Annotated in this window: 16 protein-coding genes and 1 pseudogene; 9 read left to right on the forward strand and 8 right to left on the reverse strand. The window is 69.9% G+C overall.

Annotated elements, in window-relative coordinates; genetic code table 11:
* The first annotated feature begins 252 nt into the window (after window positions 1-252).
* Both LRS10_RS21500 and LRS10_RS21505 read left to right on the forward strand, forming a co-directional pair.
* Entirely contained in the window at window positions 253-2,148 is a 1,896-nt protein-coding gene (locus LRS10_RS21500; RefSeq protein WP_257839024.1) for a PAS domain S-box protein, read from the forward strand.
* A complete protein-coding gene (locus tag LRS10_RS21505; protein ID WP_257839025.1) occupies window positions 2,099-2,743 on the forward strand; it encodes a response regulator in 645 nt (214 codons plus the stop codon). Before LRS10_RS21500 ends, LRS10_RS21505 begins: the two co-directional genes overlap by 50 nt.
* Before the next feature lie 204 nt (window positions 2,744-2,947).
* Here the strand turns inward: LRS10_RS21505 and LRS10_RS21510 are convergent, their stop codons facing one another.
* Window positions 2,948-4,087: an acyltransferase gene (locus LRS10_RS21510; RefSeq protein ID WP_257839026.1), complete on the reverse strand. Its 1,140-nt coding sequence runs from the start codon at window positions 4,085-4,087 to the stop codon at window positions 2,948-2,950.
* A 231-nt stretch (window positions 4,088-4,318) separates the two neighbouring features.
* On the opposite strand from LRS10_RS21510, the gene LRS10_RS21515 reads away from it, so the two are divergent.
* The 6 genes and pseudogenes from LRS10_RS21515 to LRS10_RS21535 all read left to right on the forward strand — a co-directional run bounded on the left by LRS10_RS21515 (window position 4,319) and on the right by LRS10_RS21535 (window position 10,240).
* Window positions 4,319-5,428 carry a glycosyltransferase gene (locus tag LRS10_RS21515; protein ID WP_257839027.1) on the forward strand — a complete coding sequence of 370 codons (1,110 nt, stop codon included), beginning with the start codon at window positions 4,319-4,321 and terminating at the stop codon, window positions 5,426-5,428.
* A gap of 3 nt (window positions 5,429-5,431) precedes the next feature.
* Window positions 5,432-7,240, forward strand: a complete 1,809-nt coding sequence (locus tag LRS10_RS21520; protein WP_257839028.1) for an ABC transporter ATP-binding protein — start codon at window positions 5,432-5,434, stop codon at window positions 7,238-7,240.
* Window position 7,241: 1 nt separating this feature from the next.
* Window positions 7,242-8,333, forward strand: coding sequence for a glycosyltransferase (locus tag LRS10_RS21525; protein ID WP_257839029.1), 1,092 nt, complete (start codon window positions 7,242-7,244; stop codon window positions 8,331-8,333).
* A 229-nt stretch (window positions 8,334-8,562) separates the two neighbouring features.
* Window positions 8,563-9,345, forward strand: coding sequence for a hypothetical protein (locus tag LRS10_RS21530; RefSeq protein WP_257839030.1), 783 nt, complete (start codon window positions 8,563-8,565; stop codon window positions 9,343-9,345).
* Window positions 9,346-9,621: 276 nt separating this feature from the next.
* A pseudogene (locus LRS10_RS25405) lies at window positions 9,622-9,819 on the forward strand (DUF4126 family protein); the annotation flags it as partial.
* 22 nt (window positions 9,820-9,841) lie between these two features.
* Window positions 9,842-10,240: a DUF4126 domain-containing protein gene (locus LRS10_RS21535; protein WP_257839031.1), complete on the forward strand. Its 399-nt coding sequence runs from the start codon at window positions 9,842-9,844 to the stop codon at window positions 10,238-10,240.
* 85 nt (window positions 10,241-10,325) lie between these two features.
* On the opposite strand, the gene LRS10_RS21540 is transcribed toward LRS10_RS21535, so the two are convergent.
* The 6 genes from LRS10_RS21540 to LRS10_RS21565 form a co-directional block, all read right to left on the reverse strand.
* A complete protein-coding gene (locus LRS10_RS21540) occupies window positions 10,326-10,583 on the reverse strand; it encodes a hypothetical protein (RefSeq protein ID WP_257839032.1) in 258 nt (85 codons plus the stop codon).
* Between the two features lie 305 nt (window positions 10,584-10,888).
* The gene (locus tag LRS10_RS21545) at window positions 10,889-11,764 is read right to left on the reverse strand and encodes a hypothetical protein (protein ID WP_257839033.1); all 876 of its coding nucleotides are present in this window, start codon (window positions 11,762-11,764) and stop codon (window positions 10,889-10,891) included.
* Window positions 11,765-11,873: 109 nt separating this feature from the next.
* A complete protein-coding gene (locus tag LRS10_RS21550; protein ID WP_257839034.1) occupies window positions 11,874-12,584 on the reverse strand; it encodes a glutathione S-transferase family protein in 711 nt (236 codons plus the stop codon).
* Window positions 12,581-13,030, reverse strand: coding sequence for a MarR family winged helix-turn-helix transcriptional regulator (locus tag LRS10_RS21555; RefSeq protein ID WP_257839035.1), 450 nt, complete (start codon window positions 13,028-13,030; stop codon window positions 12,581-12,583). Before LRS10_RS21555 ends, LRS10_RS21550 begins: the two co-directional genes overlap by 4 nt.
* Window positions 13,030-14,022, reverse strand: coding sequence for an ABC transporter substrate-binding protein (locus tag LRS10_RS21560; protein WP_257839036.1), 993 nt, complete (start codon window positions 14,020-14,022; stop codon window positions 13,030-13,032). Before LRS10_RS21560 ends, LRS10_RS21555 begins: the two co-directional genes overlap by 1 nt.
* Window positions 14,019-15,143, reverse strand: a complete 1,125-nt coding sequence (locus tag LRS10_RS21565; protein WP_257839037.1) for a Gfo/Idh/MocA family protein — start codon at window positions 15,141-15,143, stop codon at window positions 14,019-14,021. The genes LRS10_RS21560 and LRS10_RS21565 overlap by 4 nt, the downstream gene beginning before the upstream one ends.
* Window positions 15,144-15,249: 106 nt before the next feature.
* Between LRS10_RS21565 and LRS10_RS21570 the strand changes: the two genes are divergently transcribed.
* Window positions 15,250-16,524 (forward strand): Rieske 2Fe-2S domain-containing protein, encoded by a 1,275-nt coding sequence (locus LRS10_RS21570; protein ID WP_257839038.1) that lies wholly within the window; start codon window positions 15,250-15,252, stop codon window positions 16,522-16,524.
* A 21-nt stretch (window positions 16,525-16,545) separates the two neighbouring features.
* On the opposite strand, the gene LRS10_RS21575 is transcribed toward LRS10_RS21570, so the two are convergent.
* Window positions 16,546-18,723 (reverse strand): TonB-dependent receptor, encoded by a 2,178-nt coding sequence (locus LRS10_RS21575; protein WP_257835453.1) that lies wholly within the window; start codon window positions 18,721-18,723, stop codon window positions 16,546-16,548.
* Window positions 18,724-18,789: the final 66 nt, after the last annotated feature.

An 18,789-nucleotide genomic window follows, 5' to 3' on the forward strand; every position in this document is an offset into this window, starting at 1 on the left:
CCGGCGCGCTGTGCAGCGCGCAAAGACGGTGTTCGAGGCTTCCGCACCGGCTGCGCCCGCCTGACCGGGGCGTGCGCGGTAGAGCAACCACGCCCCCACGTGCAGGACGCAACCTAGAAGCGTGAGCGATTCCGCCGCAGGATCAATGCGTTGGCGTTAACGCCTCAAGAGGACGTTCAAGCCAAGCTGTCGCGCTCAGACTTGGACCGGCCGGCGGCGCAGTTGTCACCAGCCGGGCGGGAGTGTTGGCGGATGCCCTGGCGGACCGGCTTTCCGGCGATGGCGCGCGTGCGGCGCAAGGAGTTTGCGAGCCGCGTCGGGTTCGGCGCCTTCATCGGCGGCGCGGCCTGGATCCTCACCGGGGACGCGCGCGTGGCCCTGTGGTTCGTCGCCACCGTCGCCGTTCAGCTGCTGGACGCGGCCGTCGGCGACCAGATCATGAAAGGCCGGACCGGGCGCGGCTGGGCCTCGCTCTACAGCGCCACCATGGCCCTGAGCGGCGCCGTCTTCTCGGGCCTGGGCGTCCTCACCTGGATCGGCGGAGGCGCCGCTGGCCAGATCTTCGCGATCCTGTTGCCCGCCGCCGCCCTGCTTAACACAGCCCTCATCGCCAGCCGCGCAGCGGCGGTGGCGCCACCGATCTGGGCGCCGCATGTCGCCTATATGCTGGGCATCCCGCTGATCAGCGGGATCGTGAGCCCTGAGCGGGATCTGGTGGGCCTGGCCTGCATCACCGTGGGCGCGGCCGTCTATGTCGGCCACCTCCGGCTCGCTCTGCAGCGGCTGCTCACCGAGCGCTCCGGCCGCGAGCGCGCGGCGGCGGAGCTCGAGGAGACCCAATCCGCCCTCGCGGCCTTCGTGGCCACGGTGCCGGCCTCGGTGATGGTCACCGACCGTCATCTGCGGATCCTCGAGGCGAGCCCCGACTGGCTGGCCTCGTTCGGCCTCTCGCTGGAAGGGGTCCGCGGCCGCAGCGTCTTCGAGATCGCGCCGGAGTACTTCGCGCCGTTCCGCGGCGCCTATGAGCGCTGCCTTGCGGGCGAGCGCATCCACGGCGGCAGGGTGCCGAGCCCGCAGCCGGACGGAACCCTGCGCTACCTGCGTGCCGAGCTGTCCCCCTGGCGCGACGCGCGCGGGGAGATCGGGGGCATCCTCGTCGCCGCCCTCGACATCACCGAGATGGTGGAGGCGCTGGAGCGGACGGAACGCTCGCAGCAGCGGCTCAAGCTCGCCGTCGAGATCGCCGACCTGCACGTTTGGGAGGCTGACTATGTGCGCCGCACGGTGGAGACCGACGGCGCGGCCGAAACCTTCTTCGACTACGAGCTCGACGCCGAGACCTTCCTGCGCGACACCAACAGCACCATCGATCCGCGCGATCGGGCGCTCATCTCCGAAGCCTGGTCAGCGGCGGTGCTCGAGGACCGCCCCTTCCGGCCGGAGTATCGGGTGGCGCGGCGCGACGGCCGCGAGGTGTGGGCGACCTGCACGGCCAAGCTCATTCGCGACGAGGCGGGCCGGCCCCTGCGCCTGATCGGGGCGATGCAGAACATCACCGAGCGCAAGGCCGCGGAAGCCGAGCTGCGCCGCGCCAAGGAGACAGCCGAGGCGGCGAGCCTGGCCAAGAGCACCTTCCTGGCCACCATCAGCCACGAGATCCGCACCCCTCTGAACGGCGTGCTCGGCATGGCTCAGGCGATGGCCGGTGACGCGCTCTCGTCCGCCCAGCGGGAGCGGCTCTCGGTGATCCGGGAGTCGGGCGAGACCCTGCTCGCCCTGCTGAACGACGTCCTCGACCTCTCCAAGATCGAGGCCGGCAAGCTGGAACTGGAGGTCGCCGAGTTCGACCTGAGCGCCCTGATGCGCGGCGCGCACGCCGCGTTTACCGCGGTCGCCGAGCGCAAGGGCCTGGAGTTCAATCTCGTGGTCGCCCCGGAGGCGCGCGGGCGGTACCGCTCCGACAGCACCCGCGTGCGCCAGATCGTCTACAATCTCGTCTCCAACGCCCTGAAGTTCACCGAGAGCGGCGAGGTCCGGGTCAGCGTCGATCGCACGGCCGACGGTCTCGTTCTCGAGGTCGCCGACACCGGCGCCCGGCATGCCGCCGGAGGCCCTCGAGCGTCTGTTCGAGAAGTTCGAGCAGGCTGACGCGTCGACGACGCGGCGGTTCGGCGGCACGGGCCTGGGCCTGGCGATCTGCCGGGAGTTGGCGACGCTGTTCGGCGGTGAGATCGCCGCCGAGAGCGCACCCGGCCGGGGCAGCCGCTTCAGCGTCCGCCTGCCTCTGCAGCCGGTCGGTCCCGAAGGCGATCTCGCCGACACGGCCGTCCCCGAAGTCGCCGCCCCGCCCACCAGCCTGCCGCTGCGGGTGCTGGCGGCCGAGGACAACCCCGTCAACCAGCTGGTCCTGAGGACCCTGCTCCACCAGTTCGGACTGGAGTGCCAGGTGGTCGACGACGGCCAGGCCGCGCTCGACGCCTGGCGCGCCGAAGACTGGGACGTGATCCTGATGGACGTGCAGATGCCGGTGATGGACGGCCCCACGGCGACGCGCGCCATCCGCGAGGCGGAAGCCGAGAGCGGCCGCCCCCGGACCCGCATCGTCGCCCTCACCGCCAACGCCATGGCGCATCAGGTCCAGGCCTATCTCGAGGCCGGCATGGACGGATGCCTCGCCAAGCCCATCGATGCGCGGCACCTGTACGAGGCGCTGGCTGCGCCCGCGGTCGCAGAGGCGGCCTGAGCGGACGCGCAATGATCCTCTGCCCAACTCCACGCTTCACGCCGAACTTCATGGGCCGGGATCGACGGGCCGCCGGGAACCGCCGCCCAGCCGTCTGACGCGAAGTTTGCCTGCGCCAGAGGTTATCGGCCGGCTCGGGCTGGGGTCCGCGGCGCGTTCCCAGAACCTCCCCACGTTCGCGGGTCTAAGGCGGAAGGAGGACCGTCATTCCACGCCGGGACGTGCGATCTCCGGCGGCAGCCGCGGGCTCGGCGCCAGGTCTGCAGATCGGTCGCCCGACGCAGGCGCCGCCCCCCGAGCCGCGCCGCCGGCCCACCGGCGGCGGAGCCACCCGCGGACCGGAACGTCGTAGACGCGGTCCGCCAACCAGCAACCGCCGACAAGGACGACGACGAAGGCGGCGGCAAAGGCGGGCCCGGCCTCGGCCGGCCGCACGCCGATTTCCGCGAGCGCCTGCTGGCAGATGGTCAGCGCCGGCACGTGCAGGACGTAGACAGCGTAGGATGTCACCCCAAGGAAGGCGAACAGCCGCGCGGCGGCGAGGCGGGGCGTGGTGCGGGCGGCGACCACCACCAGCAGCGGCAGCAGGACGATGGCGCAGACGATCTCGTAGGCGACCTGCCAGCGCCCTGCGTCAAGACACAGCAGCGCCACGGCCAAGGCGAGCGGAACCCAGGCGCCGATGCCGAGCGCAGGCATGTAACGAAGCTTGCGATAGAGCAGCACGCCGAGCGGGAAGCTGAACGAGACCCGGACGAAGCCGGCGGCGAAGGTCGTCCAGTCCCAGCCGAGGCTGAGCGTCTGGTAGTGCACGGCCAGGCCGATGAGCAGCAGTCCAGACAGGCAGATCCACGCCAGCAGGACCGCGTCGGTGAGCCGCCGCCATGTCATGGCGAAGGCGGCGCAGGCGCAGATCTCGAGGAATAGGGACCAGGCGGGAAGGTTCAGGGGGTAGGCCTCGCCGTAGAGGCTCGGCGCCGGCAGATAGAGAACGTTGAGGGCGAAGGCCTGGGTCAGGTGCAAGGCGCTCCAGTCCCCTGGCCCGGCGACCACGCGCCAGATGACCACGCCCGCGGCCGCCGCCACGATGCTGAGCAGATAGAGCGGGTAGAGCCGGATCAGCCTCAGGCGCATGAAGGCGGCTGCGGAGAGACCCCTGGCGAAGCGCGCATCGTAGGCATGCGCGAGGACGAACCCGGACAGGACGAAGAAGAGATCCACCGCCAAGTGACTGCTGGGCAACGGCAGGCCCGTGAAGTCGCTGGCGTGGCGCAGCACGATCAGCAGCGCGGCGGCGCCACGAAGCCCTTCCAGACCCAGGAAAATCTCATGTCCGCCAGACACGTCTGCGGGTCGCCCCGCGTCCCGTGCCCCAGGCTGTGCCCCAGGCCGTTCCCCAGGCCATTCCCCAGGGCCTTCCCCAGGCCCTTCCTCGACACGCGGGTCGGCGATCATCGCGCCCCTGACACCTGAGCGGCCCGGAGATGCTTAATTTTTCTCCGTGCCCGGAACGTCCCGGCCCCCGCGATGGTTTCCGGCTGTCGATCTAAGGGTCGATTCTGGGGAGACCAGGAGATGCGCGCGTCCGGAGAGCCGCAGGTTTCCGTTGTGCTGCCCGTCTTCAACGGCGAGCCCTATCTCGAATCGGCCCTCCTCAGCGTGCGGCGCCAGACCCACCGAAATCTCGAGATCATCGCAATTGACGATGGCTCTCAGGACCGCAGCCTGGCCATCCTCGAAGACCATGCGCGGCGCGACAGCCGCTTGCGCGTCATCTCGCGCCCGAACCGCGGCGTCGTGGCGACCCTCAACGAAGGCCTGGACCTGGCGACGGGCGCGCTTGTGGCGCGCATGGACGCCGATGACGTCGCCTATCCCGACCGGATCCGTCGCCAGGCCGAGGTTTTCGCGCAGCGGCCGGAGCTCGCCGTCTGCGCGTCGAACTACGACATCATCTTCAAGAAGAGCCGGCTGCAGAGCCAGGTCTTCGACGACCTCTGGCAGGAACCAAACCTGCCGATCCTCTCGCTCTTCTTTACGGTCTTCCTCCATCCGAGCGTGATGTTCAACCGCGCGGTCCTGCCGTCGAACGTCCTGCGCTATGATCCCGCCTATCCGCATGCCGAGGACCTCGACCTCTTCCGACGGATCCTCAGCGCCTATCCCGGGCACGTCATCCGTGAGCCCCTGCTCGCCTACCGGACGCACGCGAGCAGCGTCTCGTCGAGCCGCGCGCAGGAGATGCGGCGCACGCATCTGCGCATCGTGCAGGAGAACCTCGCCGCGCGGGGCTGGCCAACGCACATCCCACGCCTGTTGCGAGGGGCCCCGGCCTCGGACGCGCTGCTGGCGGAAATGGCCGGCCTGTTGAGCGCCGTCCGCGGGCTGGCGACATCGGCCGCCGCACGGGAAGCCCCGGCCTACAAGGCCGGCGCGGACCGGCTCTTCTTCCTACTGCTGCAGCTTGCTCTACAGGAGTACGGCGTCACCTTCGCCGCGCGGTTCATCGACCGCACCTCGAGCTGGGACCTGCTCCGCCACCGGGAGCGGCTGACGCTCAGGATGTTCGGCGGCGCGCCCCTGCTGTCGCGGCTGGCTTGGCGGGCGGTCTGCAAGTTCGATGGGCTGGAACGCCGGTTGCGGTCGCGAAGCCTGCATCCGCCGCCCGCTCTTGAGGCGTCGTGACGGATGGCCGCGCTCCCCCTCCCGTTCGGCCCTCCGATCCTCCGCGTGGTGAGGCCCTACCTCAGGGTCTTGCCCTTGATCGTGGCGCTGGGGCTCGCAGCCGCCGCGCTGGAGGGGCTGGGCATTGGCCTTGTCATCCCGCTGCTCAACATCATGGTGGAGCCCGACACCCCGGCGCGGAGCGGCCTGCCCCGCTTGCTCACCGGCTTCGGCGCCGACCTGGACCCGCGCAGCCGGATCCTGCTCATCGCCGGCGCGATCCTGAGCCTGATGCTGCTGAAGAACCTGGTCAGCTTCGCGAACGGGATGCTGAGCGCGGCGGTCTATGGCCGGGCCAGCCATGCGATCCGCGATGCGCTGGCCGCGCGCCTGACGGACGTCGCCTATCCCTTCTACATCCGGGAGAGCCCGGGCCGGCTGCTCAACATCATCTCCACCGAGTCCTGGCGGGCCTCCGACGCGATCGCCACCGCCTTGACGGTCCTCATTCACGCCTCGGCGGCGCTGATCCTTCTGCTCTTCCTGTGCTTCCTGTCGTGGCAGCTCACCGCGGCGGTGGCGCTGGGCCTGGCGCTTGTCCAGCTGCTCCAGGCGCTGGTCTCCCGCGGACTGAAGTCGCTGAGCGGCGAGGTGGCGCGGAACAACGGCCGCCTCGCCTCGCGCATGCTCCATCTGGTCGACGGCGCGCGGCTCATCCGCGCCTTCGGCGAAGAAGCCGGCGAGCGGCGGCGGTTCTCCGGCGTGAGCGACGCGGTGCGCGGACTGCTGTTCCGGCTGGAGAGCCGCAAGGCCCTCATCCCTCCAGCCATGGAGGTGCTGCACGGCGTCCTCTTCATGTCGATCATCGTGGGCGCCTGGCTCGCCGGGGTGAATTTCGCCGTGGTCGCAGCCTTCGTGGTGCTGCTCTACCGGATGCAACCGCACGTGCGCGGCGTCCAGGGCGCCGCCTCGCAGCTACAGGCGCTGTCCGGATCGATCCAGGAGGTGGAGTGGCTCTTGGACGAGGCGCGGCATGGCCAGGCGCCGAGGGGCGCCCGCCCCGCCTTCCCGGTGGCGACGGCCGTGCGGTTCGATGACGTCCACTTCCGCTTCCCCCGGGGCGCGCCGGTGTTGAGAGGCGCAAGCTTCGCCATCGAGATGGGCTGCGCAACGGCTCTGGTCGGTCACTCCGGAGCCGGCAAGAGCACCATCGTCAACCTGCTCTACCGGCTGTTCGAGCCGGAGCGCGGTGAGATCTTCGTTGACGACGCGCCACTATCGGAGATCGATCCTGCCGGTTGGCGCCGACGCCTGGGCCTGGCGAGCGCTGATCTGGACCTGATTGAAGGCACGGTGGCGGAGAACATCGCCTTCGGCTCGCCGGGCGCGGGGTCCGACGCCATTGAGCGCGCCGCCGTCACCGCGGACGCCCATGACTTCATCAGCCGACTGCCGCAAGGCTACGACACCTTCCTCGGCTATCGCGGCGTCAACCTGTCCGCCGGCCAGCGGCAGCGGATCGGACTGGCCCGCGCCCTGCTGCGCGACCCCGAGATCCTGGTGCTCGACGAGGCGACCAACGCCCTCGACGGTCTCTCCGAAGCCTCCATCATCAAAACCCTGAGGGCGCGTTCAGGCCGGCGCACGACGCTGGTGATCAGCCATCACCGCAAGACCCTCGCCTTCTGCGACCGGGTCGTCCTCCTCAAGGACGGGCGCGTCCTGCGCAGCGCGGCCTACGCCGAGCTGCCAGCCGGCGAGATCGAGACCTGGTACGCGGGCGATCCGCACGCGCAGTCCATTGACGCCAGTCCCGGAGGCGCCAGCACCTGAGATGCCGGACCGCCTCGTCTCCATTGTGGTGATCAACTACAACTACGGGGTGTTCCTGACCCGGAGCATCTCCAGCGCGCTGGCGCAGGACTGGCCCGAGGTCCAGGTGGTTGTGGTGGACGATGCGTCGACGGACGGCTCGCAGGAGCTCATCCGTGGCTTTGGGGACCGGATCACGCCGGTGCTGCAGGACCGCAACCGGGGGCACGGGGCGGCGATGAACGCTGGCTTCGCCGCCGCGCGCGGCGACATCGTCCTGTTCCTGGACGCCGACGACTATCTCTACGGCCACGCCGTGCGCACCGTCGCTCAGAGCGCCGCCGCAGGCGAGGCGATCGCCCAGTACCAGTATCGCCTGCACCTGGTCGACGCTGAGGGCCGGATCCTCGACGCCTACCCGCCGCTGGACACCAACTGGAGCGAAGGAGATGTTCGTTCCGACCTCCTGACGCGCGGCCGCTACGCCACGACGGTGACCTCCGGCCTGGCGTTCAGCCGTGCAGCGCTGGAGTCGATCCTGCCGATGGACGAGGCGGCGTTCGCGCAGGGCGGCGACGGATACCTGGTGACGGTGGCTCCCTTCTATGGGCGGGTGAAGGCGATCGACGAGGTGCTCGGCGCCTATTGCCAGCACGGCGGCAACCATTCGCAGTTCTCAGCCCTGGTGGCGGAGCGCGCCCGCTGGCGTCTCGCACATGACCGCGAGCGCCTGACCGCCCTGGCCGATCATGCCCGGCGGAGCGGCCTGACGATCACGCCCGAGATCTGCCTTGAGGACCCGCTGCACCTCGAGGAGCGGGTCGCATCGCTCCTGCTCGCACCGCAGTTGCACCCCAACCCGCGCGAGACGCGGGCGTTCCTGGCGGGCAAGGCGATCGGGGCCGCCGCGGCCCTTCCGGTCACCCCGGCCCGCCGGGCGGTGATCCGCGCCTGGTGGCTGGTGATCGGCTTCGCGCCCGCCAGCCTGGCGCGCCGTGCGGTGAGCTGGAAGCTGCAGGCGAGCACCCGCCCGGCCTACGTTCGGGTCCTGGCGCGCGGGCTTCGCCGGCTGACGGGGTTGAGCCGGCGCGGGGCGGCGCACCATGCGCGGTGATCGGCGGGCTCGCGGCGTCACGGGCGTCAGCCTTCTCGCTTAGGCCAGTTCGCAGCGCGCCCCGTTTCCAGGGTGTGCGCCGGTGGCGCTGAGCCGCCGCCTGGGTCGACGGAACGGTCCGTTCGAAACCCAGGTTTCGGCCGCCTCGCAATGGAGGCCAGCATGCCAGCTATCGGACTGAGAGCAGCGGAAGCGCCGGTCACCGGGGGAGACCACGATCCATCTGATCGTGGAGCTTGTCGGGCTGCCGCCGACGAACGACCCGCGAGGCGTCTCCGGGGAAGTCGTCATCATCTTCGCCAACGGCGAGAAGGTATTCGAGGGCATGGTCTACAACCGCTCGCCGGTCGTCGCCATCCACAACCTGCAGCCCGGCGCCTACGTCTTCACCACAGCCCACACGGGCCCGGGCCAACCCGGCGCAAGCGTGACGATCCTGCCGCGGATCGCCGGGACGGGCGGCGACGACATGCTCGTCGCGCCGGCCTGGGCGACGGCGCTCTTCGGCGCGGAGGGCGACGACACGCTGGTCGGCGGCGCAGGCGCCGACCTCCTTTACGGAGGCCCGGGCGCCGACCTCTTCGCCGTCGGACTTCAGCAGACCCGGACGGGCGGAACGCTCGAGCTGTTCCGCAACGGCGCCAGCCCCAGCGATCGCGCGAACGATCGGGCGTGGAGCAATTACGAAGAGCAGGCCTTCGCCGCCGGCTTCACCGAAGTGGTGGGACACACCGCGGGCGGCCGCGCCCTCTACGGGCGGCTGGTCGGCGCGGATGTGTCCTACGATCTGCCCCTGGGCGTCGACATGATCCGCGACTTCAACCCCGCCGAGGGCGACCAGATTGCGCTCGTCGGCGTCACGGACCTGCAGGACGTCCTGCGTCACCTTACCGTGACCCGCGACGGCGACGGCTCCGGCGCCTTTGGCGTCACCACCCTGGCGCTCGCGGGCGAGACCTTCCTCAAGGTCCAGACAGCATCCGCCTTCGACGCCGGCTGGTTCGTCATCTGACGCGCGCCGCGCGGTCACGTCGGCGTTCGCTGCAGGCGCCGCCCCAATTTCCGCGCGGCGCCGGAACCGCGGCCGCCCATGCCAGGTTGGTCGCGGCCTCATCCACTCCGAGAGACGAGGCGGAAGCAGAGCCCGCTGAGGTCCGACCAGCCTCAGCGGGCCATCACCGCGCCTCAGGCGCGGCTCCACGCAACGACGCCGGCAGCCTGCACCGGCCCTTCCCCGCAGGCCCGCTCTTTTGAAGCGACCGAACCGGCGATGCCGCGTTCCGCAGCCATGGACACGTGGATCCTGCCCATCCTGTTGGGACTGGGGCTGGCGGCTTCCGCCGGTTTGAAGACCTTCGTGCCCCTCCTGGTCATCGCCGTCGCCGCCCGCCTCGGGTTGTTCGGATTCGAACTCGCGGGGCCGTTCGCCTGGTTGGCCTCGACAGGCGCCCTGATCGCCCTGGCGCTCGCCACCGCAACGGAGCTCCTGGCCGACAAGATCCCCCCTGGTGGACCACCTCCTCAGCATCTTCGGAACAGTCGCTCGCCCGGCCGCTGGCGCGCTCGCCGCAGCCGCCGCCTTCAGCCAGGCCGACCCCGCTGTCGCGGCCCTCGCCGGCCTCGTCGTGGGGGCGCCGACAGCGCTGGCGGTCCACTCCGCCCAGGCGACGACCCGCGTCGCGAGCACGGCTTCGACGGGCGGCCTCGGCAACCCGATCATTTCCACCATCGAGGATCTCATGGCCTTCCTCATGGCGTTCCTGGCGTTGGCCGCCCCGCTCCTCATCCCGCTCGTCCTCCTCGTGGCGGGCGTCGGCGCCTGGCGCGCGGTTCGCAGCCTCGCCCGCAGCGGCCGCGCCCGGGCGGCAGCCTTGCAGCCCCCGCTGGACCGCCGCGCACGAGACTGAGCCAGGCCCGCGACCGGCGCGGCGCTTCAAGCGGGCGACACAGGAGATCCGCCGCAGCGGAGGTCAGCGGCGCGCGCCCGTCGGATCACTTCACCGCGGCTGTGCGCGTCCCCAGTCGCAACGGGTGGCGCCAGCCCCGCGCGTGCGCCCATTCGTGGACCCGCAGCGCCTTGCGACCGGCCTTGTCCGGCCAAGCCCTGGCGCTCGGCAGGACCACGAGGTCCAGAGCCGGGATGTAGCAGGCGTAGTACACGCCCTGCGACGGGACGCTCAGATGCTCGCTGCAGAAGCGGTGGACATCCTCGCGTCGATCAAACAGCTGCTCCGTCGTTCGCCCGGTCACGCTAGGGCCGCTCAAATATACCGCAGGTGGTATGTCGTCGCCATTTATCAGCCCAAGTGGTGATTTGGCCCATACAGGTCCGTGTATCGATAAAATCGGCACAACTAAAAGTATTATTACAACCGCTAGTCTTTGGACGTGTTTTGACATGCGGCGCCCAACCGGGCGTCGCAGACAAAAGTTCTATCTTGGTCATGTCATTCACACACTCTTGAGCCGGCGGTGGCTCAAGAGCGCGACGGAGCTAGAAGACGCGCTCCGCGACCCCCGATCCTGTCGCCGGCGCTGACCGGCACACGGCGGCTTCACGCGCGGGGCGAAGCCGCGGCTCGCTCCGCGCAAGAGCTCCGCCGCACCACCGCCGCCAGAGCGCCGAGGCCTAGCCACCAGCCGAGCACCGGGCTCAGGCCCACGCCCACCAACGGAGTCGGGAAGGCGCCGAGGAAGGGCATCAGGGCGGTGAGCAGCAGGTAGACGCTGAGCGCAAAGCCCGCGGCCTGCGCGTCGGCCCCGCCATTCCGCGCCAGGACGCCGGGCGCTGCAGCGGCCGCCAGGAGCGCCACCAGGGCGAACCCTGCCGCCGTCGGGGCGACGGCGTAGGCGAGCTGCAGGATCTGTTCGACTTCCGGGACCGGCTCCAACGGATCAGGGCGCAGCCACGCGACGGCGGCCAGCGCCGCCGACAGGGCGGCGAAGGCGCGGCGCCTCGGAGCGCCTTCGCCGCGGCGCAGCGCCAGGGCGATCAGCGCCGCAGCGAAAGCTGTCGCTTGCGAAGCGTCCGGCTGGAGGACCAGCAGTCCGAGGCCCGCCAGGGCCGCCAGCCAGGGCCACAACCGCTGCCGCATGACCGCGACCGACACCAGCGCCGCCGGCGCCAGCAGCATCGCCACGTTGACGGTCAGCGGCCCCAATCCGACCCATCGATGGACGCCCAACTGCCCCGCACTGGCGAACGTAGCGACCAGGCCTGCCACCGAGGCGACAAGCACGCCTGCGAGGAAGCGCGCACCGGCCCATCGCGCGATGGCCAAGGCGACGAGCCCGCCCCCCAGCCAAGCCGCCAGGTTCCGTCCCCAGACACTGGCTGGGACGTCATGCCGGGCGCAGATCCAGGCTCCCGCAGCCACGGCGGCCAGCGACATCAACCCGAACGCCAGCGACAGCCTCTGGGCCTCTCTCATCTCGCCTCGCCATCTGGGCAGGTACGGCCATCCGCCGACCTCGCATTGAGGCGGCCAAGGTGCTTACCCGGATCTTAACGGCGCCGCTTCGCAGCCCGACGGATCGCCTCTAGCTGCGGGCGTACTGTCGGTCGCCGAAGAGGATCGAGCGCTGCTCTTCGGAGAGACCGGAGAGGCCGCCCTCGATGGTCTCCTTCCGCAGATCCGAGCGCCCAACGTCCATGCCGCGCTGGACCGCCGGACGGGCGCCGATCTCCTTGGCCCAGCGGGCGAGGTTGGCGAGCTCCGCGGGCCGCAGCTCGATCTGGCGCAACACATACGGATAGGTGGCGATGTCGGCGACGGTGTAGTCCTCGCCCCCCAGGAACCGGCTCTGCGCCAGCCGCTCGTCCAGCACCTTGAGCAGCCGCTTCACCTCGTTGGCGTAGCGGTCGATCGAATAGGGGTGCTTGTCCTTGGCGTAGAAGCTGAAGTGCGCATTCTGGCCGAACATCGGGCCCACGCCCGACATCTGGAACATCAGCCACTGGTGGCAGATCGCCCGCGCTCTGGGCTCCGCCGGCACGAAGCCGCCGCCGTGCTTCTCGCCGAGGTACCAGAGGATGGCGCCGGACTCGGCCAGCACGAGCTCGCCGCCCGGGCCGTCCGGGTCGACGATGACCGGCTGCTTGTTGTTGGGGTTCAGCTTCAGGAAGTCGGGCTTGAACTGGTCGCCGGCCAGGATGTCCACCAGGCGATACTCGTACTCGAGCCCCAGCTCCTCCAACAGGATGGCGACCTTCCGGCCGTTGGGCGTCGGACCCCCGTAGAAGGTGATCATGCGGTTTCCTCGCTTGTGTCGCGTGACAGGTTCTCGCTCATCCGACGCAGAACGCTGAGGGTGATGCGAAGCTCTTCGGGATCGATGCCCTCGGCGGCCAGGGTGTTGATGCGGCCGGCGATCGGCAGAAGCTCCGCCTTAAGCCGCTCGCCTTCCGGGGTGAGATGGACGTTCTGCTTGCGGCGGTCCTCGGCGTTGCGCTGGCGACGGATAAGGCCGGCCTTCGTCATCCCGTTCAGCGTTGTCACCGCAGTCGGCTCGGTGACGTTGTTGAGCTGCGACAGCCGCTTCTGGGTCGCTCCGTTCTCCTGCCACAGCGCCCGCAGGAAGCCCCAGAAACCCGCCGACACCTTGTGCTCGGCCAGGTGTTCGGTCAGCACCCGCTCGAAGGCGCGGTGACAGCGGCGGACCTGGAAGCCCAGGCTGTCTTCGGGCTTCACGTCCATCAGATCTTGAACGCTTCGAAGGTCTCGGGCGCAAACAGCTCTTCCACCGTCAACCGCCGCTTCGAGAGCCCCTGCTCGTGGTGGTAGCGCAGGAAGGTGTCGAGCACCGCGCGGTTGTCCGCGACGCCGTACGGCCACCAGTTCGACCCCAACACGGAGACCGCCTCCTCCACCGCCGCCACCTGCCACGGCAGCATGGAGATCATCGCCGAGGTCACCTTGAGGTTGTCGTAGGCGATCGCCTGAGCGGCCTCGAACGCCTTCAGCAGCGACCGGGCGATCCAGCGGTTCTGCTCATAGACGTCCCGCCGCAACGCGATGACGTGCATCGGCGGGAAGAAGCCGGTCCGCCTGAAGTAGTCCTTCTCGACCTCGACGAAGTTCGGGAACAGCCGCTTCACGTCGTCGGGCCGCGAATAAAACGTGGACGGCGTCCGGGCCGTGTGTAGGGCGTCGATCTCGCCGTCGGCCAACATCTGGGCCAGGGTCTTGTCCGGACCGATCGGCGTGACCCTGAATTGCGGCGGCAGGCTCAGCTTCAGCTTCTCGTCGCGGCCCGGCTCTTCCTCGCCGCCCGTGAAGTAGTCCACGCTGTCCGGCGCGACGCCGTACTCGTCGGACAGGATGCCCCGGATCCAGACCGGCGCGGTCATCTGGTACTCCGGCACGCCCACCCGCTTGCCGACCAGATCCTTCGCCTCGCGGATGCCGCTCTTCGCCGAGACGAAGATGCAGGAATGCCGGAAGAACCGCGACGGGAAGACCGGAATGGCGATGAACGCCGGATCCTCCTTGTGCAGCGAAACGCAGTAGGACGACAGGGACATCTCCGAGGCGTCGAACTCGCGCCCGCGCAGCATGCGGAAGAACGTTTCCTCCACGTCCAGCGGCAGGAGATTGAGATCGATGCCCTCGGGCTGCACGCGGCCGTCGGCCAGCGCCCGCGTCCGGTCATAGTCCCAGCAGGCGAGCGTCAGGCTCAGGCGACTCATCGGGTTCCTCCCAGGGCGACCTCCCGCCCCTCCTCGCTCGATTGGATGATGGCCAGGCAAGCGGCGAGGTTGGCCTCGCCCCAGGCCCCGCCGTGCCGCGGCGGCCGCCCGTCGACAACCGCCGTCCAGAACTCGTCGATCACCCCCTGGCGCGGGACCGCCGTCGGCGGCACGGGGACGACTTCCCGCGTGTCGCCGTAGATCTCGACCGCGTGCGGCGTGGGGCGCAGGTCGGCCCGCTCGCAGCTCGCCAGGACGAAGCCGAAGTGCTCGTGGCCGACCCGCTGGAACTCCGCCGGAGGCCCGCTGCCATAGGCCCGCCCCCGCTTCAGCGCGGCCTCGTCGCCTGCGGCCAGCCGGGCCCGCGCCGCCCCGTAGTCGGCCGCCGAGCGCGCCTGGCCCACCTCGCCCACCCAGTGCATCAGGGCGTCGGTATCGTACCGGCCGTGGCCCGAATAGGTGAGCTGGGCCGAAGCGCCGCCTTCGAAGGTCAGCATGGCCTGGTAGGCGCCCGCCGCCTCGCCCATCACCCGAGCCCGAACGCTGCGGACCTCGGCGCCGGCCAACCGCATGGCGATGTCGACCTGGTGCGCCGCCTGGCTCAGCACCACGCCCGCCGCCCGCTCCTCGGGTGTCCGCGGCCGGTCGAGGAAGTCGGTGAAGGTCATCAGCGTCAGCATCCGCAGCCGCCCATAGGCGCCGCCGGCGATCAGGTCCGCGGCTGCGGCGACCGGCGGGTCGTAGCCATGGCTCGGCCCCACCTGGAGGATCACGTCCGCGGCGGTGGCCGCGGCCCTCATCGCCCGCGCGTCGTCCCGGCTCAGCGCCATGGGCTTCTCGACCAGGATGTGCCTGCCGGCGTTCGCCGCCGCGATCGCCTGGGCGGCGTGCAGGCCGTGGGGCGAGGCGATGTAGACCGCCTCCACCGCCGGATCCGCCAGCAGCGCCTCGGCGTCGGGATAGGTCTGGCCGCCGAATTCCGCCTCGAACGCCCCGCGCGCCTCCGGCCGCGGATCCGCCGCCGCGACCAGCGCCACCCGCGGGTCGGCGAACATCGCCCGGCTCAGCACGAAGCCGCGCGACAGCCCGATGACCCCGAAGCGGATGATGCGGTCAGCCATGCCCTTCCCGTCGCCGCCCGCCGAAGCGCCTTCTGGACACTGCGGACCCCGGCTGATTAAATACTTCGAGTTCTAAGTTCTTTGCAACGACGGCCGTGACCCCGCCATGAGACCTGCCGACAACGACCTCCTCTGCCGCGTCGAAGGCGACGCCCCGATGGGCCGGATCATGCGCCAGCACTGGCTGCCCGTCTGCATGTCTGAAGAGCTGGTCTCCGACGGCGCGCCGGTGAAGAGCCGCCTGCTCGGCGTCGACCTGGTCGCCTTCCGCGACACCAAGGGCGTGGTCGGCGTCCTCGACGAACGCTGTCCGCACCGCGGCGCGTCGCTGGCGTTCGGCCGGAACGAGGACTGCGGCCTGCGCTGCCTGTACCATGGCTGGAAATTCGCCGCCGACGGCGAGATCGTCGACATGGCGTCCGAGCCCGCCGACAGCCGCATGCGCAACCTGCGCGCCCGCGCCTACCCGGCCCACGAGGCCGGAGGGTTCGTCTGGGCCTGGCTGGGGGAGGCCGACGCCGTCCGGCCGTTCGAGACGCCAGCCTGGGCTCCGACGCCCGACACCAACATCGCCATCGTCAAGATGCATGCAGCCTGCAACTGGGCCCAGGTGCTGGAGGGCTCGATCGACAGCGCCCACTCCTCCAGCCTGCACTCGACCAACATGCCGACCGCCGAGGTCGAGGGCTCGACAGCGACCGACACCGCCTGGCTGCGGCCGTCCAACGACAAGGCCCCGCGCCTCGAAGCCGAGGTCACCGACTACGGCTTCCACTACGCCGCCCTGCGTCGCCCGATCCGCGATCCCGAGACCCACGTCTATGTCCGCAGCACGGTCTTCATCGCGCCCTTCACGGTGCTCATCCCGCCGAACGACAAGTACAACCTGGCCCAGATGCTGGTGCCGGTCGATGACGTGAACTGCATGTTCTACTGGATCGCCTGGCATCCGACGGGCGGCATCGGCCAGGACGCCTGGCGGAAGTTCTGCGCCGCCGTGCCCGGCGTCGACCTGAACGCCGACTGGACCAAGAAGCGCAACCTCCAGAACCATTTCCTGCAGGACCGCGCCGCCATGGCCGCCGGCGACTTCACCGGCATCGAGGGCATCCCGGCCCAGGACATGGCCATGTGGGAGAGCATGGGCCCGATCGCCGACCGCTCGGAGGACCACCTCGGCTCGTCCGACGTCGCCATCATCCAGTTCCGCCGCCAGATGGTCGCCGCCGCCAAGGCGGTGCAGAACGGGGAGCCCGCCATCGGCACGACCTCGGCCACGCGCCAGGTCGACCTCGCCTCCTTCGAGGGCGTCGTGCCCAGGACCGCGGATTGGCGGACCTTCACGACGCGGAACGCCCGGGGCGCCGAAGCGGCCGAATAGGCCGCCTGGCGCGTCAGCCGGCTACATCCGCCAGGTCAGCGTCACGCCGTAGGTCCGCGGCGGCTGGTAGGGCACCAGCGTCTGCCGGAACAGGCCGAAGTAGGTGACGTAGGTGGCCACCAGCTCGTCCGACAGGTTCTTGCCCCAGACGGCGACTTCCCACCGGTCGTCGGGCGAACTGACCGCGATCCGGCCGTCCCAGTTGATGTAGCCTTCCTGCTTCTGCTGCGGGATGTTCGAGGCCTCGAAGTACATCTTCGACTGATTGGAATAGTCGACCCGGGCCAGCACGCCCCAGCCGCCGGCCAGCTCGGTCTCGTACTGCACGCCGATGTTGATCTTGTCCTCGGGCGAGCGCGGCAAGCGGTTGCCGCTGTAATTGGCGGTGGCGCCGGTGGCGAAGCTCTCGAACTTGGCGTTCAGCCAGGCGTAGCTGCCGTCGATCTGGAAGCCGTCGAACGGCCGGGCCACGAACTCCAGCTCGGCGCCCTCGATCTTCGCGGTCGCGGCGTTGCCGACCACCACGCAGCACAGCGGCACCAGCTGGCTGACCTGCAGGTCCTTGTAGTCGGTCCTGAACATCGCAAGGTTCAGCCGCAGCCGGTTGTCCAGCCACTGGGTCTTCGCGCCGGCCTCATAGCTCCAGGCGAACTCGGGATCGTAGGGCGTAGATTGGCTGGCGGCCGTCCCGGCGGTGCCCTGGAAGCCGCCGCTCTTGAAGCCGCGGGCGGCCGAGGCATAGAGCAGGATGTCGTCGGTCGGCTTCCAGTCCAGGGCGAACCTCGGCGTGAAGGCCTTCCAGCTCTCGTCGGCGGTGACGTCGTAGTCCTCGGCGCCCAGCGGCGGCGGCCGGCCGGGCCCGCTGATCTTGCGGCCGATGAAGTGGCCCTCCTTCTCCTCCCACGTCATCCGTGCGCCGACGGTGGCCGTGAGGCTCGGCAGGATGTCGTAGCTGAGCTGGCCGAACAGGGCCGTGCTCTTGGAGTCCACCGCCTGGGGATAGGTGGCGAGGCCCGTCTGGGCCGGCGCCGGGAACTGCTGCAACAGCCAGGCCGTGCGGTTGATGTCCTCGGTCAGGAAATAGGCGCCCACCTGGCCGCGCAGCCGCGCGTCCATGAGGTCGAAGGCCAGCCGCACCTCCTGGCTGAACTGCTGGTTCTTCTCGTAGCCGGTCTCGGTCGACTCGATCTGGGTCGGCGGGTTGACCGGATTGGCGAAGAACGGCGTGACGTAGTTCAGCTTCACGTCGCGCAGCCCGGTGATCGAGGTCAGCGTCCCGACGGGCGTCTTCCAGTTCACTTCGGCGCGGTAGGTCTTCAGCAGCCGGCGCATCACGCCGTCGGTGTAGGCGTTGGTGATCCGGGGGTCGGGGTTCACGCCCACGCAGTGGACGCCGTTGTTGAAGCTGGTCGGACAGATGTTGTCGCGCGGATTGCCCTTCTGGTCCTGGTCGGTGACGTCGAAGGCCAGCACCACGTCCAGGGCGTCGGTCGGCCGGAACCGCAGCGCCGCGTGGGCCGTCCTGAGGTCCTCGTTGTTGACGCGGTTGCCCGTGGTCTCGTTGAACTCGTAACCATCGCGCTTCTTGATCGATGCGCCGCCGGCAACCGCCAGCGTCTCGCTGATCGGCAGGTTGCCGCGGATGTTGAACGCCCGGCGGTCGTAGTTGCCGAGCTGGCCTTGAATGCGCAGCGCCGGCTCGTCGTCGGGCTTGCGGGTGACGAACTGCACCAGGCCGCCGATGGTGTTCTTGCCGAACAGGGTGCCCTGCGGACCGCGCAGCACTTCCACCCGCTCGAGGTCGAGGGCGTCGAGATCCGGCGCCCCGCCGCGGCCGGCGTAGATGCCGTCCACGAACAGCACCACCGAGGGGTCGCCGCCGGCGTTCTGGCTGATCCCCTGGGCCGAGCCGATGCCGCGGATGGCGAAGTTCTGCTGGATGGGATCGACCTTGCCCATGCTGAAGCCGGGCGTGCGGATGGCGATGTCGTCCAGGGTCTCCACGTTCGACCGCGCCAGGGCCGCGGCGCTGAAGGCCGTCACCGCCACCGGCGCGTCCTGGAGGTTCTCCTCCACCCGCTGGGCGGTGACGATGATCTCCTCGACCTGAGTTCCGGTCTGAGCCAGGGCTGGCCAGGCGGCGCCCAGAGCCGCCGCCATGGCGGCCACGGAAGCGCCATACGCGAGACGCGTGGTCATAGCATTCCTCCCCATGTGCGCCCCGTCGCGCGCTGGCGCGGGGCTTGTTGGAAAGGAAGCTACACC

This window comes from Phenylobacterium sp. J426, assembly GCF_024699945.1.
In the GTDB taxonomy this organism is placed as follows: Bacteria; Pseudomonadota; Alphaproteobacteria; order Caulobacterales; family Caulobacteraceae; genus Phenylobacterium.